Here is an 18,859-nt window from a genome sequence, read left to right on the forward strand (position 1 = left end):
TATGAAAAAAATAGTATTAAAATTCTTAACCCCTATAATTTCATTTATACCTTTAGCAACTTTTAGTTGTCAACATGAAAATTTTGATAAAAAAAATTTTTCAAAAATAAATGAGAATAAATTAATACATTATTCACGTGATGAATATTCTTCTCCACCGTTTAATATTTATATTGAAAATTTTGATATCGAACAAAATAATAAAGAAAATATAAGAATTTTTGAGTTAATTGATTTTGAAAATGGAATAAATGATGGTACTTTGGATAAAGAAAATTCTTTATTTATAAAGTATTTAAGTGAAAATAACAAATTAAAATCATATATTGGTAAGGTAGATAGATATGAATACGATTTAATAGAAATTATTTTAAAAAGTAATGTTAATTTTAATCAATTAATTAGTGAAGTGTTATATACTCCTGTTGAAAATAATATGAAAATTAATATTAAAATAAATGAGTTAGAAAATAACGCTAATTTCTCATACAAACGTTTTTGACTTTTCGTGCCTAAATTATGAAACATAAATATTGATAGTATTACATTAGAAAAAAATAGATATAAAACATTTAGCGAAATTCCTGAAACTAATAATGATTTAATATGAAAAAATAATTCTAATTTTGATTATAAAGCTATTTTTGATTTTTGAAATTTACCTTGAAATAAAAATAACTTAAATTTTAAAATAGAAAATACAACTAATGAAAAAATTAAAGGTTTTACCACCCCCACTTTTCGCACTCAAAATTTTAATGATACAGAATATCAATCAATTGAAAAAAAATTAAATGAAGGCTTATTAATAAATAGATATGAAATAAATGAACATATTGAATGAATAAATAGGTATTATTGAACAAATAATGATACACTCATTCCTTGATATGAAGAGTTTAAAAACTATCTAGCAAACAATTTTAAGCCAGTAGATGCTTTATTGGCAATAAGATTAAATGAAGAAAAAGAATATGGTATTCATTCAATAGAAATTAATAAAACTACTAAAGAAATCATTATTAATAAAATCATAACAAATGTAGATATAATCTATAGAGCTGGATTTATACGAAATGATGAGTATCGTTATCCTTATAGTGCAATTAAATATTTTTTACTAACTGATATACATATACATGATATTAAAAACTATAAAATTATTAAAAAAGATTTTAATTATTATTTTTTAGAAAATGAGAAAGAAATTATATGATCTCCATATCATTTAAATACTAAAATTATTATAAAATAAATTATTAAAAATGCTTTGTAGTAGAGAAACAAAGCATTTTTAAATTTTATTAATGTAAAATAACTCTTTTTTTACTTTCGAATTGATAATCAATTATGTATAACGGACCATCCGTAAATTCAATTGATCAAGCATTTTTTATTTTAGTGTTTAAAACAGCATTAAAAATTTTTACTCTTTTATTATCTATAAATATATAAGCTCCAGGATTAGAAGAAAAAGCTTTAATAATGTTCAATGCCTTTTCTCTTGAATAAGTTAATTTTAATTCGCCATCTTTTTTATTCAATTTAGGTGATAATGTAACAAGAGAATCATCTTGTTTTATTCTAGTGAATTTATTATTGTCTAAGTCTTTAACTCACTCTACTATTTTATTTGCAGTAAGTTTACTTAATTTAGTAAATAAAGTATCGCTTGTGTCTAATTCATCTATTTTATAAGTTAAAGTAGCAAAAATATCTCCAGCATCCATTTCTTTAATCATTTCCATTAAACTAATACCAGTTTCTTTATCACCGTTTAAAAGTGAATATTGAATAGGAGCTGCACCACGATATTTAGGTAAAAGTGAACCATGTACATTTAAATTTAATTTTTTAGCAATATTTAAAATATTAGTAGGTATGTATTGTCCAAATGCAGCTGTAATTAAATAATCATAATCAAGTTTTTCTAATTCTTCTTTAATTTGAGATATTTTTTCTGGTTGAAAACATTTAATATTATATTTTTTAGCTAATTTTTTAGTGGGAGTTTCTTCATTTTCACCATGACGATTAATTAAACGATCTGGTTGAGAAACAATTGCTACTACATTAAAATTTTTAATTAATTCTTCAAAGATAGGAACGGCAAATTCAGGAGTTCCTGCTAACAAAATTTTTATCATAATAATATTATAAATATAAATTATCCTTACATTAAATAATATAATTAGATTATGATTAATGACACAATAGCAGCTATAAGTTCAGGAGGCAAAATCAATCAAGCCATTTCTATCATAAGAATTAGTGGTAATGACAGTGTTGAAATTGTCAAAAAAATTTTTACTGGCAAAGTAGGAAATAATCGTGAAATTACTTATGGTAATATAATAGATAATTTTAATGACAATTTCATAATTGACGAAGTTTTAATTGCTTGATTTATTGGTACAAATACTTTCACAGGAGAAAACACTGTAGAAATTAATTGTCATGGCGGAATTATTATTACTAACAAAATTTTAGAATTAATTTTAGCTAACGGTGCAAGATTAGCTCAGCCAGGAGAATTTAGTAGAAGAGCTTTTTTAAATGGGAAAATGGATTTGATTAAAGCTGAAGCAATTAATGATTTAATTCATGCAAAAACATTAAAACAAACAGAATTAGCAATCAAAAAATTTGATGGGAAAACTTCTTTGTTAATTCAAAATTTAATTAATAAATTAGTTTATTTAATTGGTGCAATAGAAGTTAATATTGATTATCCTGAATATGATGATGTTGAAAACGCATTAGGAGATAATTTAAAAAGTAATTTATATGATTTTAAAAAACAATTAGAAAAAATTATTCAAGCTAGTCAAAATAGTAGAATGATTTTTGAAGGTATAAAAGTGGCAATTTTAGGAAAACCCAATGTTGGTAAATCTTCAATTTTAAATTGTTTACTAGGTCAAGAAAGAGCTATAGTAACAGATGAAGCAGGAACTACTAGAGATATTATCGAAGCAAGTTATCAAATTAATGGTGTTTTGTTTAAATTAATTGACACTGCAGGATTAAGAAAAACTACCGGTAAAATTGAAAATATAGGTATTGATAAAACATTTGAAACTATTAAAGAAGCAGATTTGATACTGCATGTTTTAGACCCGACACAATCTTTTAATGAATTTGATAATAAAATAGAACATTTAGCTCAAAAACATAACAAAAAACTTCTTAAAATAATAAATAAAAAAGATCTAATGTGTAGTTTGGATAATAATTTTGAAGCTATTTATATTAGTGCTTTAAATAATGATATAGAAGCTTTAGAAAATAAATTAAGCAATTTATATAATTTAGAATCATTGTACGATAACGATTTATATTTTAATAATACAAGACAATTAGCATTAATATATCAAGCTTATGAGAATATTTTAGAAGCTTTAAAAACTTTAGAAAATAATTTAGATTCTGATTTAGTAATTATTGATTTAAGAAGAGCTTGAGCTAATTTAGCAGATATAACTGGAAGGGCAGATAATGAAGATTTATTAGATGAAATGTTTAAAAATTTTTGTTTAGGCAAATAAGAAAGGAAAGAATGGGAATTAAATATGTTGATGCTCATACGCATCCGGTAAAAGAATATTATCAAAATAATTTTGATGTAATTGAAAAAGCTAAAAATAAAGGTGTAGGAGTTATGCTTGTAACCGGATGTTCTTTAAAAGAAAATGAGGAAGTCAAAAAAATTTGTCAAAAGTATGATTATACCTTTGCAGTTATAGGTGTGCATCCTACTGAAGTTACTGGTAAAAACGATGCTCTTGAATTAGAAAAACAATTAGACAATAATATTGTAGCAATTGGAGAAATTGGATTGGATTATCATTGAGATATTCCTAAAGCAATTCAAAAAGAATCATTTATTGCTCAAGTAGAATTAGCTAAAAAATATAATTTACCAGTAGTTATTCATATGCGTGATGCTTATGAAGATTTATATGAAATAATAAAAAAATATTCAGATGTTAAATTTATGATTCATACTTACAGTGGGAATTTAGAATGAGCTAAAAAATTTTACAATTTAGGTTGTTATTTTAGTTTTAGTGGTGTGATAACTTATAAAAATAATAAAGATAGTTTAGAAGTTTTGAATTGATTGCCAGTTGAAAGAATTCTTACAGAAACAGACGCTCCTTATTTAAGTCCAGCACAAAAAAGAGGTCAAATGAATTATTCAAATTACGTTATTTATATTACAACTTATATTGCTGGTATTAAACAAATGTCAGTAGAAAAATTTGCAGATCAAATTGTAAAAAATGCTAAGGAATTATTTAATTTAAATGTTTCTAGAAAAAAATAATATACAGGCAAAGAAAAAATTTGGGCAAAATTTTTTAATTGATAAAAAAATTATTCAAAGAATTATTGATCTAGTAGAAAGTAAAAATAAAAAAATTTTAGAAATTGGTCCTGGATTAGGAGCATTAAGTAAATTTTTGGTAAAAGAATGTACAGAATTTAAAGCTTTTGAAATTGATAATCAAATGATTGATTATTTATTAACAAATCAAATTCTTCAAGAAAAACACTTGATTAAAGGTGATTTTTTAAAAATAGATTTAACCCCATTTAATGATTATGAAATTGTAGGTAATATTCCTTACAATATAACTAGCGAAATTTTGCTTAAAATATTTGAATACAGACATTTATTTAAAAGAGCAATAATAATGATGCAAAAAGAAGTAGCTGATCGTTTAGTGGCAAAACACAATACAATCAATTATTCTAAATTAACAATTACTGCTCAATACGTTGCAAATATTAAAAAACATTTTTTAATAAATAAAAATGCTTTTAATCCTTCTCCAAAAGTAGATTCAGCAATAGTAGAATTTAAATTTAAACAAATTAAAAATGATAATTATGAAACTTTAAAAGATTTTTTTAAACTTTGCTTTTTTGCTAGAAGAAAAAAATTAAATTATTCTTTGAAACAAAAATATAAAGAAAATACAATTCAAAAAGCTTTTCAAGAATTGAAACTAAATTCTAATGTAAGAATACAACAATTAGATTTAGATCTTATTTTAAAACTTTTTTCATTATTAGAAAAATATAAAGAGGACTAATGTATATTAATCACATTTATGAATATGATTTTTATGAAATGCTAAATACTTATAAAAAAGCTAATTTTAAAGATAATAATTATAAAAAATTAATAACAACTAAAATTATTTTCTTTATTATGCAAATAATTGTGGCGTTGATGTTTTTTGTTGCTCCACATATAGTAAATAAATTTGATCAAAGTTTAGACAATAATTCTAAATATGTAATTTTAATTATTTTAACTTTTTTAGCCAGTTTAATTTTATTTTTGATTATTTGAACAATAATAAGTTTTATTTTAATGATAGTTTCTTTAAAAACAGCCTTTAAAAATGAAAAAACAGCTTTAAAAATTTATCGTTATCATTGCATAATGCAATTTAATTTTTCAGCTTTAAAACCAATTTCAAATAACAGAGGTAAAAATGAGTAAAATTACATTTATTGGTACGGGAGCTTTTGCTAGTGCCTTAGCTTCAGTTTTGGCTTATAATAATCACAATATAAAAATGTGAGGAATAAATCAAAGTGAAATTGATGATATAAATAATGGAATGAATAAAAAATATTTTTTGAATAAAAAATTTAATAATGAAGAAAATATTTGAGCAACAAATGATTTAAAAAAAGCTTTAAAAAATAGTGAATTTTTGATTTTGGCTGTACCTTCTGAAGCTTTTAACAATGTTATTCCAAAAATTAAAGAAATAATTAAAAAAAGAAAAATTAATATTATAAATGTAGCAAAAGGTATTGATTCCAAAACTAGAAGCTTTTATTCTCAAACACTAACTAATGAATTTGGAGAAAATTTAAAAAATTTTTGTACTTTAGTAGGACCTTCTTTTGCAATAGAAGTTTTTAATAATGAATTTACAATGGTTAATGTTGTAGGCAAGAAAAATAATTATTTAAAAAAAGTAAGTGAATTATTTAATAATAATTATTTTTCAGTTGTAACTAATCAAGATGAAAATGGAGCACAATTATTTGCCTCACTAAAAAACGTTTATGCAATAGGTATGGGTATTTTAAGTAATATTAGTGATAGTAGAAATACTTTAGCCGCATTATTGACAGTTGCAATTAAAGAAATGTTTTTGTTGAGAGAATTTCTTTTTGGAAAATCAAAAAAAGATATAGGTATAAATTTTGCCTCAATTGGAGATACTTTTTTAACTTGTACATCTGAAAAAAGTCGCAATTATTCTTTCGGCATTAAAATTTATCAAAAAGGTATACAACAAGCTTTAGAAGAAAATAAAACAACAGTTGAAGGTTATAGAAATGCTTTAATTTTTTATGATAAATTAAGAAATAAAAAAATTGATTTACCATTCTTATTCAATATTTTCAAAATATTATTTGAAAACAAAAATGCTGATTTATTATTAGATTTTTTATCTAAAAAGAAAAATTAAAAATTAGAATTTAATATTTCAGTAAATATTAAATTCTAATTTTATTTAAAACCTAATTTTATTGTTCAAAGTCCATCGACATTTCTAACAAAACGTGAATCAACGGTCAATAAACGATATAATTCTCCTACTTTATTAAATCTAATATTTTCATAAGTAGTTTCTTTTTCTTCTACTTCTAATTCTCATTTTGCTTTTAATTCTTTTTCAACTACATTAAATATTTCTTCAAAAGTAACATATTCATAATTAGCACAATTAGTTTTAACAAATTCTAAAGTAATGTCTAACATTGTCTTCATTTTTACCCCAATTCAAAATTGATTAATTTTATTTAATAATTATACGATAAATTTGCAAGCATTAATATATCTTAATTATAATATTAATAATAACGTTTATAAGGAATAATTATGTTAAATATTGTTTTATTTGAACCTGAAATATCACCTAATACAGGTAATATTATACGTACATGTTATGCATTAGGCGCTAAATTACATATTATCAAACCAATTGGTTTTGATTTAGAGCCAAAATTTTTATCAAGACCTGCTGCTGGAAGATTGTTAAGTGATATACCGCATGAAATTCATTCATCTTATGAAGAATTTAAAAAAATATATGGTAAAAAAAGAATTTATTATTTAACTCGCTATGGTAAAAAAACATATTGTGATGTGGATTATAAAAACGAATTAAAAACAAAAAAAGAAATTTGAATAATGTTTGGCAAAGAATCTACAGGAATTGACAAAGAGATTTTAATTAAAAATTTATCTAACTGTTTGAGAATACCTATGATTTCAAATATGCGTTCCATTAATTTAGCAAATACTGTAGCAATTGTAGGTTATGAAATTATGAGACAATTAGATTTTAAGAATTTAAGTTTATATGAAGTACAAAAAGGGAAAGATTTTCTTAAAGAATATGCCAAACAAGATAAATAATAAAATTACTAGTGTTCAAAATCCTACAATTAAAAATTTAATAAAAATAAAAAACTCAAAAAAATCAGAATATTTTTTAGTTGAAAATTATCATCTTGTAGAAGAAGCACTAAAATTAAAAATAGTAAAAAAAATATTTGAATTAGAAAATAAAAATCATTTTCCAGAAGCTATTAAAATTAGTGACAATGTTTTTAAAAAAATAACAGATTTAAAAAATCCTGAAGGTGTCATTGCGCTTTGTGAAAAACCTAAAAATTTTAATTTAACTAACCAAATAGTATTTTTAAATAATGTACAAGATCCTGGTAATGTGGGCACTATTATTAGAACCATGTTGGCTTATAATTTCACTACTTTATTTACTAATATTAATATATATAATTCCAAAATTATAAGATCTACTCAAGGAGCCTTTTTTCATATTAATTATTTCAATGTTGCAAATAATGATTATGAAATATTAACTAATTTAAAATCACAAGGTTATCAAATTGTAATATCTTCTTTAAGTAAAAATAGTATATCCTATAACAAAATTAATTATAAAAATATAGAAAAAATAATTTTAGTTTTAGGTAATGAAGGCAAAGGAATTGATAAAAAAATATATTCTCTTGCTGATTATATTATTTATATACCTATAAATTTTGAAAGTTTAAATGTAGCAATTGCTAATGGAATAATTTTAAATGAAATTTATCAACAAAAGGTGAAATAAATGCGTAAAGAATTAAATAAATTATTAGAAAAGAAAAAATTTAATTTTGAAATCAATGGATATCAAATAGATGAAGTAGAAATTTTTATTGATGAATTAATAAAATTTTCATTAGATTTAATAAAAGAAAACGAAAATTTATCTGTTAAATTTAAAAAGATTATAAACGAAAAAGATCAGCAAATATTATCTTTAGAAAAAGAAAAAATAAACCTTAATTTGGAATTGGAAAAAAATAATGCAAGATAATGAAATTTTAATTAACTGATATCCTGGACATATGGCTAAAGCAATGAAAGAAATCAAAGAAATATCTAATTTAGTTGATTTGATGATAATAATTTTAGATGCTAGATGTCCGATAAGTTCTTATAATGAAGATTTTGACAAAATAGCTTCGAACAAAAAACGTTTATTTATAATAACTAAAAGCGATTTAATGGATAATAACAAAAAAGAATTAATCAAAAAGCGTTTTCAAAACGAAACATTACTTTGATTAGATTTAAGAAATAATAAACATAAAAATACTATAATTAATTCAATTAACAAAATGACAAAAGAAAAAAAACTCAAAGATATTAATAAAGGATTTATTTTATCAAAAATAAGAGTTTTTGTTCTAGGGATTCCTAATGCTGGTAAAAGTACATTGATTAATTTAATATCAAATAAAAAAACACTAAAAGTAGCTAATTATCCTGGTGTAACTAGAGTAAAAAAATGAGTTAGTGTAAATAATATGTATTTTTTAGACACACCAGGTATTTTATTACCTAAATTTGAAAACCAGGAAGCAGCCATTAAATTATTAATGATAGGATCCATTGAATCAAAAATTTTTCCCAATAGTTTTTTAGCCTTTCATTTCTTAAAAATATTAATAAAATTTTATCCTGAAAAAGTATTTAATTATTGAAATGAAATAATAGAAAACAAAGAAATAGATGATATAGATTGTCATAATTTTTTTAGTAATGTTGCCAGAAAGAAAAATTATAAAATTAATAATAAACTTAATTTAGAAAAAGTTTATAAAGAATTTATAATATGAACAAAAAATTTAAAAGGAGTAACTTATGATTAAAAAAAAATATAGTTTAGAAGAAAAAATAATTGCTTGAAATAAAGTATTTAAAATTAATAATGAAAATTTTAGATTACGTATTTTCACAGTAATTTCTTCCACTTTATTTTTAACTTTTGCTTCATGAGCAATAGTTATATTTTCTTTAGTAATTTTAATTAGAAAAAACGATAATCCTTCTGTAATTAATCAATTTCCTATTATTATTAGTTTTTTAATTTTATTTATTATTTTTGGTTTTACTAGTTTAATATTTTTAATAGGATTATTTATTCAATTAAACATTTTGAAAAAAATAAATAAAAATGATTCTAATGAATTTCAAATTAAAAAGTTAATTAAAATTTGAATATTTATGCATTTAAAAAGTTATCCTTATAAATATATTGAAATGTTAGAAGATTTAAATACTACTTTTTAATAGCTATAAAATGCAAAATAAAAAAACTGATTATTTTAAAGTTGTTATTAAAGAGAACTTTTAAAATCAGTTTTTTTATATTTTTAATTAAACTATTTTGTATGAATGTAGAAATCTTTTGGATGCAAAGGATTTTCATTAACATGAATATTTTCTATTTTACCATTAGCAATTGTTATTATTCTGTTAGCCATGGGTTTAATCTTAGAATCATGACTAACCATAATAACTGTAGTTTTATTATTTTTATTTATATTATATAAAGTATTTAAAACAATATTAGTAGTAGAGGGATCCAATGCTCCAGTGGGTTCGTCAGCAAAAACAATATCTGCATTTTTAGCTAGAGCTCTAATAATGGATACTCTTTGTTGTTGACCACCAGACATCTGTGAAGGAAATTTATTCATTTGATCCTTTAATTCAAATTCTTCGAATAATTTAGTAATATCAACTTTTTTTCTTTGATCTTTTTGTAAATAAGCTCCTGTTTCAGCATTATCGTAAGCATTTAAATTATCTAATAAATTATAACTTTGAAAAATAAAACTTACATGATCTCTTCTAAAAAGTGTTAGTTTATAATTGGGTAAAAATGGTAAATTTTTATTGCAAGCTATAATATCTCCACTATTAGGACGATCAAGACCAGAAATAAGGTTCAAAAGAGTTGATTTACCGCCTCCTGAAACACCAAAAATAAGAATTAACTCACCTTTTTTAATATCTAATGAAACATTATCTAAAACTTTATTAACTAATTGTCCTGTTACATAATATTTTGTAACATTTTTAATTTCAATTATGTTATCAGGTTTATTTTTTAATTTAGCTCTATTATTTTTTTTATTTGTTTTGTGTTTTTTATTACCACTTAAATTTAGAAATTTAGCAATTTTTTTTGAAACAATAATATTACGTTTTTCTTGGTCTATTTTGTCTAAAAAATCACAAACGTTACTTGAATTTATTTTATATTTTTTTAAATTTGCCGGAATATTTAAAAGCTTATAATTTGAAGTATTTGTTTTAACAGTTTTTTTTATTTTTTTCATTTTAACCTTTCAATAATTGAATAGCTTTTATTTTTCCGATTGAATATCATGTTAAAAATGTAGTTATTAAGAAAATAATAAAGAATGTTAATGAAACAATAGCTAAATACGAGAATTTTAGAGATATCATTAGAGCAATTGAACCAGCTTGCAACATAAATATATTGAACAAGTATATAAGTAATAAAACAGCAGGTATGGAAATTAAGATTGCAAGAATAATAAATGGAATAAATATTGAGAAAAACATTCTTATTTTTTCTTTTTCTGAATATCCAAGAATAGATCAAATGGCAATATTCTTTTTATTTTCATTAATAATGATTGTTGAAATAATAACAAGAATAGTTAATGATATTAAAATTGTTATTCAAATAATACCTGTAGTAACATCATTAACTGTTTGTCCGATTTTGCTAACAAAACTAACTTCTATATCTTTAGCATCTAAATTTGAAGCTAATAATGAATATAAAGTATTATCATAAATATTAGCAAATCTATTAACAATATCTTTAGCATTTGTTAAATTTGCTTCAAATATATTATCAACGTCTTTATTATTATTTTCAATATTTGGTTCTAAGAAATTAATTAATTTTTCTTGAGCTTCTTGCAGAGAAAAATTATTTTTTTGTAAATTGGTTACAAATAAACCACCGTGAGGATCAAAAATACTTTTATACATAGCTGAAGCATCATTATCAGTAGTATTAAATGAAGTTAGAATTGATCAATAATTACTTGGAGAATAAAGTGAAGTAGAATTAATAATTTGTTTTGGTGTATTTGAATTAGTTAAAATACCATTAAAAGGGACAAAATTATTTAATTCGCTAGGAACAATATCTTTTAATCCTGTTAAGTTGTTTGCTATTGATTGACTAGTAATCATTTCTTCATTTATAAAAGTAGAGTTAATACCAACTATTTCAAATTGATAGGTTAATTCTCTTTTATTATCAAGAATTTTATCTAAATAACGATTAGTATGATTTTGAATTTCTAAATCAATTATTTGGCCTTCTTTTCATTTATTTTTCTTTGCAACAACTTCGTTTATTATTAAAGGATAAACATTTTCTTTATTATATTGTTTTAAACGGTCAAATAAATCATTATTAGAACTATCAGTTAGTTTAACATATTTTGAATTTAAATTATAACCGTTAATATATCCTTTATTAGTTTGAATATATGTAAAAGTTTCGTCCATGTTTTTATCAAAATAAACTCCACTAAAACTAATAAAATAGTCATTAATAGTTGGTTCAGTTTTGATTAAATTAGAATTTAATGTTTCTTGATCAATTTTATTTTGCAATTCTTTATATGCTTCTACTAAGAATTCACGATATTCATTTCTTAAATCTGTGGTTAAAGTTATTGCATTATATTCTTTACCGTTTCATTGCATATAAACAAAATGACCATTATTATCATTAAATAAATTAGTAAATTTAAAATAATTTTTAATTTCAGAATGATTATTTTCATTCACATATAATAATTCATCATTTTTATTAGGATTATTAATAAAAATATATTTGTTTTTATCAATTATTTTGTTATTTTGTGTTTCTTCTAGTAAATTACCTACTATTTTTCTTGAAGAATCAATTTTTGATTTTTGCGTATCTGGTAAAGAATTATATGAAATATCTCATGGATTAATTGATACACCACTAGCCAATGTTAAATCTAAACTAAATTGAGTAATAACATGAGGATCTAAAATAGTAGGATTACCATTTTTATTGTCTGCATTAACAATTGGTGAATAACCAGGTGCAAGATAATTTCATAATTCCTGTTGAATTTCTGAAGCAGATCCTAATGGTGTATAAAGTAAATTTTTCAAATTAGAACCATTAAATGTTTTATATAAACCAGCTTCAATAGTAGGAGTTTGTAAATTTAATTTATATTTGTAATTTCTGTTATTGTAAGTTAAATTTATAGTGTTATTAAATACTCCTCTATTCGAAACTCCGAATAAAGCAGAAGTAGTTACTAAAATTACACTAATAACAAAGGATAATAATTTTCAAATTCCAATGTAACTTAAAATAAAAGAAAAACGTGTTTTAATATTAAATTTTGATATTTTAGCACTATATCAATAAAATAATTTTTTTGTAGGTAAAAATTGAGAACCATTTATTAAAGTTAATGGTTTAATTCTTAATGAAATTAAGGTAATTATGTAGATAATAGTTGCCATGATGAAACACGGTGTAACGATTGTTAAAACAGCAGCTATAGGATTAAATAATAATGTGTTTTTTGGTAAGGTTCAATAACCAGAAAATGTTTCTAAAACTAAAAACTGCATTCTATTACCTATGGCATATCCAATAGCCCCTCCAATTATTGCAGTAGTAATTGCAAAAACAGATAGTGATAAAGCTATTTGAGTTCGAGTGTATCCTTGGGCTATTAAAATACCTAAAACTTTATTTTTACTGTTAATATATCTTTGAATAATGAAAATAATTGAAACAATCACTAAGAAACTAAATAATAAAACTAAAGCTGTTGTAGAAACAGAAATGATTTTTATAATGTTAGTAATAGTATTTATTCTTAAAGCTCTTTCAGGATTAATTAAATCAGTTTCATTATTAAGAAAAACTCTTTCTATATTATTAGCATTTACAATTGAATTGTCAACAATTGTTTTTATTTCATTTTTTAATTCTTTAATGTTTGAATTTTCGGGAACTTTTACTAACAAATTATCTTTAACTACATTGCCTGCATATGCAGCTTTGACTCTATCAAAACCAAGATTATTAACATATACTAGCGCTTGATGTTTAGTATCAACTTGTAAATTATTTTCATCTATAACAGGATACATATAATCAACTGTAGTTTCTTCACCGATGATAATAAATTTTAATCCGTTTATGTTAATTAAATATTCTTCAGGAATATTAGCTGTAAAATCTTTAGTAACACCGATTCAATTTGGTAATAATATATCTGTAGGAATTGTTCCGTTATAAATTTTTTTATTATTATTTGCTAAGAAAGCAAAATTCACTTTAGATAAGAAATATTTTGGCAACTGAAAAGCGACATAATCAGTATTAATTTCTTCAAAAATTTTGTTTAAAACATCATATTGAATTTGTAAAACGTCAATTCCAAAAATAGGTTTAGTATTTAAATTTTTAGTGTGTTCAAATCAACTAAAATCAATTGTAATATTTTCACCATTGTCTTCTTTAAATGATTGTATTTGATTGAACTCTTTATTTAAATGTTGTGATAATTCTTCATAAAGTAAAGTATTAGTAGGTGAATTTTTTTGACCTAAAATTTCTAAATTTGTTATTTTGTTTAAAACTAAATAAGCTAAATTGCCATTTATTTGATTATTATCATTAATACTAGTTTGTGTTTGAGAAACTAAATAAGATAATGCTATTTCTGGAAAAAGTAATCTTAAGACAGGATTTAATAATGTTGAAGAAATACCAATTATATCTGTAGGCAAATATGTATTAATTTGATTTGCTAAATTAACAGCAATAAATCTAATATCAAAAAATTCACTTGTTTGTAAATAATTTTCAATAAAATTATTAATCAAAATATAATATGCACTAGTTTTAGGATTATTTACATCTATAGAACTATATTTAACACTTTGAGCAAAATAACCTAATTGTAAAATCAATTCTAATTGGTGAGTTAAAACAAAATTTTTAAATTTAGGATTAATATCAATTAATTGCTTAACTGCTAAATTTTTAAATTCATTATTTATATTCAATTCAAAAATATCAATGGATAGTGGTTGATTAATAAATTTATTTATAGAATAATTTGTAGAATTATTAAAAGGTATATTTGTGTTGTTATCTTCTTGTTTACTTAAAGCTAAAATTTCATTAGAAATAGCGAATTCAATAAAATCTTTAACAAATTTATTTGTTTCTTCAAAAGTCACATTTTCTAATTGATACATTTTTAAATAAGGAGTAAATAAATTAAAAGCTTGGTTAGCAATGCTGTATTGATTTATTTGTTTTGTTGGTATTAAATTATCAATAATTGATTTTAATAATAATCTAAATGAATTTCCCGAATAGAAATTTTTAGCGTCATTTAATAAATCTGCTCCAGTTTTTAATTTAGTATCAGTTATAAAATTAACTCCACCAATAGCTTGATTAAGGAATAAAATTATCTTATCTATTTTATCGACAATATAAGTTTTATTAAAATCAGAATTTATATTTAAATAAAAGTTTAATAAATTTTGTTCTTTAACCGTTAATTTTCTAAATTCAATAGTATCTAAATTATTTTTTGTTAAATTATTTTTTAATGATAAAAATTCTAATATTAAATTTCGTGTTGAACTATTTATTTGATTTTCATTTTTGTTAGTAACATTGTTACTTTTATCATCTTGGTTTAAAAGAGATAATAAATCATAAAAAGATATTTTTTCATCATCTTTAGCCGGAATTCATACAGTTTGATTATCATAATTAAAAGATGTAGTTTTGCCTGATAAATTTAAAAAAGTAATAATATTTTCTTTAAAACCTTTATCAGATCCTATTGCATGAAATAAACTTTCTATACTTAAAGTTATTAATTTGGCTTTATCTAGATATAAGATATTAAATTTATTATCATTATTAGAATTTATTAATTTAAAATTAGTATTAAATTGTTCAATGAAATAAAAGAAATCAAAGTAATTAATAATATTTTTTAAACCGTTTTTAAAATTATCAAAACTATTATTAATTTTTAATTTGTTTATTATCGAATAAAGATTTGAATTTCAATTGTAATTAGTTAAAAATGTATTTATTAAAGAATTAGTATTATTAGCTAATAAATTTTCAAAATTTAAATTATCAATTAAATTTAATAATGCTATTTGTAAATTTTTGGCTTTAATATTAGGTATTAAAAGATTTAATATTCTATTTAAGCTAAAAATTTCTTGTGTTTCACTTTTTATATTTTCTTGATATCAATTTAATAACTGTTTAGCAAAATTTTTAGTATCTATTGAATTAATTATTTCTTGAATAAAATCAAAAAACTTTACAGGATCATTTATGTAATTTACAAATATTTTGCCATAATTATAATTTTGATTGCTTTTTGAATTATTTAATTTATTGAATAATAAGAATAAATTATCAATTTGTTGTGCTAAATATTCTTTTTGTTTTTCTAAGGTTTTTATTGTTGAAATTTCTTTTTTTATAGCATCAATAAAATCATTAATTAAAATATTTAAAAGATCTCCGCTATTATGATTCGTCAAATAAAAAATTATTTTAGTTAAAAAATCATTTATTGTTTTAGAATATATTTTTCCTGTAGTTAATACAGAAGCTAAATTTACATCATCCAATGCTGTTTCTAAAAGAGGAATAATTTTATAAATAATATTAGATTTAATATAACCTTTTTTAACAATATCTAAATCTACAATAATTTTTTCACCCTCTTTTACTAATGGTTCAATACTATTGTTTTTTAATACTAATTGATTTAATTCATTTTTAATTGAAACAAATGCAAGTGGGATATATGCTTTATCATTTGAATATTTAACTCAACCTGTATCTTCAGTTCTTATATATTTTGTTGCTATTGTAAGATTATTGTCCTCAAATCATTTATTTAGATAATTTATTGAAACGCCTTTTTCTCAATCTTGATTAGGATAAAGAGAATAATATTTAATTTGATTGTTTTCTATTATTTCTTTAACCAAAAAGAATTTTTTATCTACTTCATATATTGCTAAATTTAATTCTTTATAATTTGGCAAATCATCGTGTTTTTTTATTTGATTTTGATTTTGTTGATATTTATTTAATCAAACAATTTTTTTGTTAGTTAAATTAGAAATTTCTCCAGTATAAATATTGTTATCATAAATATTTACATAATCAATAACTGTTTCAATATAATTTTTATTAACATATTGATTTTGTTGAATTTCTAAAATTAATTTAGCTGCCACAATTGGTGGAACTTGAAATGTGTTAAAAATATTTAAATGAGTTGGGAAATTATTTAATGCAGTTGAATTAAATAATTCATTGTAAAGTTTACCAACATTAAGTTCTATACCTTCAATTTCCCTTTTATCATCTCCTGCATTTATAAAATGATAAACATTCTTTGCGCCGTCATTGTCTACAGCATCAACGGTTATTGTTCTTCTTAAACCAATATTATCTTTTCCAACAAGCTTTTCTATTTTATCAACGATACTATTTCTAGTAAATTTTAAAGAGTTGTTTTGAATTATTTCGAATTTTTTATCTTTAACATTTTGTTGGCTAATCGAATTATAAAATTCTATATCATTATTTAATAAATCATCTTTTAAATAAGGATTATTATATTTTTCAATTTCTTTTATATTCATTGAATTTATTTGTTCAATAAAATATTTATTTCTATTTTCATTAGTAATTGGTAAAGTTCTTTTATCGTTTGTAAATAACTTAACAAAATTTAAATCTAAAAAATCAAAATTAGGATTTAATTGTGCAATTGTTTCACGTTCAAAAATTGGTTTATTTTGTAATTTTCATTGATTATTTTCATATATATATTTAAATCCTGTTTCAGTTCTTTTTTTAGTTCAATAAGAAAAAATTTCAATATCATCTCATATTAAATTTCTATTTGTTATTTCAGAAGAACCAAGATTTTCAATAAATGTTTTATAAGATCCAGTTCATAAATCTTTTGCATATATTTTTTCATCAACAATTTCAATACTATTATCTTCTTTTACAATTCTTTTTGGAAGGGAAGATAATAGTTTATCAACATAACTAATATAATAATTTGTTCTTAAAAAATTATTTTTACTTCTAAGATTAATAATTCAATTTTGATCTAAACCATAATTTTCATTTGTTATAAATTTATAAGTGAGATCTGAATTAACATAATTATTATTTTCATCAATTAATAATTTAGCAAAAAATTCTTTTCTAAATTTAGTTGAACTATCAAAATTATCAAAAGGAGCTATCATTAAAATATTTGATAAATCTTTGTTTTCTATTTTTTTATAAAGATAATTATCATTATTTACTTTATCAAATCCAAGTAATTTCATTATTTGAATTGGTTCAATTCTAATTGCTTGTTGTTCATCAATTCATTTATTACCTAATGAAAAATTTAATGTAGCAATATTAGTGTAAACATTAATAAAAATAGGACTTACTTGTGAAGCTAAAATATTATTAGCATTATCAGTAGTTAATCTTAATAAATCATTAATCTGATAATCTTTATCAAAAACAATTAAAGATTCTAAATCAATTATTTTCTTTGTTTGCTTTTTCTTATATTGATTATTATTTGTTAATTCATAGAGATTTAAATTAAAATTGGTATTAACAATTTTAAAATATGGATTATTTATATCATTAATATTTAAAATAATATTCTCTAAAAAATTAGAATTATTAAAAAAATTTTGTAAATCGCTTTTTGCAAAATATAAATTTTTAAATTGTTCTAAATCTTTGTGTTTTATATTATTTGTTGGAATAAAATCAGTATTAATATTTTCAAAACTTAGTGTATTAGTTCCTATAGAATCATTTTTATAAGAATTTATAATATTATCTAATTCAATTTGTTGAGTTTGATTTAATTGTTTTTTTCATTCTAAAAATGCAGAATTATGAAAAGATTTTTCAAAGTCAATAGAATATTCTATAGGTGAATAATTTGCATTATTTTCTTTTGTGTTTAATTCATAACTACTTTCTCCATTGATGAAATAACCTCCATTAAATGCAAAACCATTATTTGGCAAGTTTAAATCAACATTAATATCGTGCAATTTAGAAAAGTTTTTATAATTTTCAAAACTTCTAGTCATTGAATTTTTTACACTAGTTAATAAAGTAAAAATTGCACTAGTTAAAAAAACTAATATACTTAATCCTATAACCATTACTTTATTTTTACTTAATGATTTAAATACTTCTTTAAATAATCTTCACATAAATAACCTCTATGATGGATATTAAAAATTAATATTTTTAATTAGACATATTAAAGTATATAAAATATAATATCAATTATTTTA

At 21.4% G+C, this 18,859-nt stretch carries 15 protein-coding genes; 11 read left to right on the forward strand and 4 right to left on the reverse strand.

Translation table 4 applies throughout. The features are described 5' to 3' along the window. The first annotated feature begins 1 nt into the window (after position 1). Complete coding sequence (locus VBM87_RS00910; RefSeq protein ID WP_323176972.1) at positions 2 to 1,255, forward strand: hypothetical protein; 1,254 nt, start codon at positions 2 to 4, stop codon at positions 1,253 to 1,255. Between the two features lie 49 nt (positions 1,256 to 1,304). Here the strand turns inward: VBM87_RS00910 and fmt are convergent, their stop codons facing one another. Further along, entirely contained in the window at positions 1,305 to 2,147 is an 843-nt protein-coding gene (gene fmt / locus VBM87_RS00915) for a methionyl-tRNA formyltransferase (protein ID WP_323176973.1), read from the reverse strand. Positions 2,148 to 2,198: 51 nt separating this feature from the next. On the opposite strand from fmt, the gene mnmE reads away from it, so the two are divergent. The 5 genes from mnmE to VBM87_RS00940 are packed head-to-tail and all read left to right on the forward strand — an operon-like array spanning position 2,199 to position 6,506. Then, entirely contained in the window at positions 2,199 to 3,548 is a 1,350-nt protein-coding gene (gene mnmE / locus VBM87_RS00920) for a tRNA uridine-5-carboxymethylaminomethyl(34) synthesis GTPase MnmE (RefSeq protein ID WP_323176974.1), read from the forward strand. An 11-nt stretch (positions 3,549 to 3,559) separates the two neighbouring features. Beyond that, the gene (locus VBM87_RS00925) at positions 3,560 to 4,330 is read left to right on the forward strand and encodes a TatD family hydrolase (RefSeq protein WP_323176975.1); all 771 of its coding nucleotides are present in this window, start codon (positions 3,560 to 3,562) and stop codon (positions 4,328 to 4,330) included. Beyond that, the gene (gene rsmA, locus VBM87_RS00930; RefSeq protein ID WP_323176976.1) at positions 4,311 to 5,102 is read left to right on the forward strand and encodes a 16S rRNA (adenine(1518)-N(6)/adenine(1519)-N(6))-dimethyltransferase RsmA; all 792 of its coding nucleotides are present in this window, start codon (positions 4,311 to 4,313) and stop codon (positions 5,100 to 5,102) included. Before VBM87_RS00925 ends, rsmA begins: the two co-directional genes overlap by 20 nt. Continuing rightward, a complete protein-coding gene (locus tag VBM87_RS00935) occupies positions 5,102 to 5,518 on the forward strand; it encodes a hypothetical protein (RefSeq protein ID WP_323176977.1) in 417 nt (138 codons plus the stop codon). Before rsmA ends, VBM87_RS00935 begins: the two co-directional genes overlap by 1 nt. Further along, positions 5,511 to 6,506: an NAD(P)H-dependent glycerol-3-phosphate dehydrogenase gene (locus VBM87_RS00940; protein ID WP_323176978.1), complete on the forward strand. Its 996-nt coding sequence runs from the start codon at positions 5,511 to 5,513 to the stop codon at positions 6,504 to 6,506. Before VBM87_RS00935 ends, VBM87_RS00940 begins: the two co-directional genes overlap by 8 nt. 41 nt (positions 6,507 to 6,547) lie before the next feature. On the opposite strand, the gene rpoE is transcribed toward VBM87_RS00940, so the two are convergent. Next, positions 6,548 to 6,808: a DNA-directed RNA polymerase subunit delta gene (rpoE, locus tag VBM87_RS00945; protein ID WP_323176979.1), complete on the reverse strand. Its 261-nt coding sequence runs from the start codon at positions 6,806 to 6,808 to the stop codon at positions 6,548 to 6,550. A gap of 111 nt (positions 6,809 to 6,919) precedes the next feature. Between rpoE and VBM87_RS00950 the strand changes: the two genes are divergently transcribed. The 5 genes from VBM87_RS00950 to VBM87_RS00970 are packed head-to-tail and all read left to right on the forward strand — an operon-like array spanning position 6,920 to position 9,688. After that, a complete protein-coding gene (locus tag VBM87_RS00950) occupies positions 6,920 to 7,459 on the forward strand; it encodes a tRNA (cytidine(34)-2'-O)-methyltransferase (protein WP_323176980.1) in 540 nt (179 codons plus the stop codon). Continuing rightward, positions 7,440 to 8,180 carry an RNA methyltransferase gene (locus VBM87_RS00955; protein WP_323176981.1) on the forward strand — a complete coding sequence of 247 codons (741 nt, stop codon included), beginning with the start codon at positions 7,440 to 7,442 and terminating at the stop codon, positions 8,178 to 8,180. Before VBM87_RS00950 ends, VBM87_RS00955 begins: the two co-directional genes overlap by 20 nt. Further along, a complete protein-coding gene (locus VBM87_RS00960) occupies positions 8,181 to 8,429 on the forward strand; it encodes a hypothetical protein (protein WP_323176982.1) in 249 nt (82 codons plus the stop codon). Next, positions 8,419 to 9,267 carry a ribosome biogenesis GTPase YlqF gene (ylqF, locus tag VBM87_RS00965; RefSeq protein ID WP_323176983.1) on the forward strand — a complete coding sequence of 283 codons (849 nt, stop codon included), beginning with the start codon at positions 8,419 to 8,421 and terminating at the stop codon, positions 9,265 to 9,267. Before VBM87_RS00960 ends, ylqF begins: the two co-directional genes overlap by 11 nt. Further along, a complete protein-coding gene (locus VBM87_RS00970) occupies positions 9,260 to 9,688 on the forward strand; it encodes a hypothetical protein (protein ID WP_257076058.1) in 429 nt (142 codons plus the stop codon). The genes ylqF and VBM87_RS00970 overlap by 8 nt, the downstream gene beginning before the upstream one ends. 92 nt (positions 9,689 to 9,780) lie before the next feature. Here the strand turns inward: VBM87_RS00970 and VBM87_RS00975 are convergent, their stop codons facing one another. Both VBM87_RS00975 and VBM87_RS00980 read right to left on the reverse strand, forming a co-directional pair. After that, on the reverse strand, positions 9,781 to 10,743 hold the full coding sequence (locus VBM87_RS00975; protein ID WP_323176984.1) for an ABC transporter ATP-binding protein: 963 nt from the start codon (positions 10,741 to 10,743) through the stop codon (positions 9,781 to 9,783). 1 nt (position 10,744) lies between these two features. Continuing rightward, positions 10,745 to 18,775, reverse strand: a complete 8,031-nt coding sequence (locus VBM87_RS00980) for an ABC transporter permease (protein ID WP_323176985.1) — start codon at positions 18,773 to 18,775, stop codon at positions 10,745 to 10,747. Positions 18,776 to 18,859 lie beyond the last annotated feature (84 nt).

The organism is Mycoplasma sp. 744 (assembly GCF_034863305.1).
Taxonomy (GTDB): Bacteria; Bacillota_I; Bacilli_A; order Mycoplasmatales; family Metamycoplasmataceae; genus Mycoplasmopsis.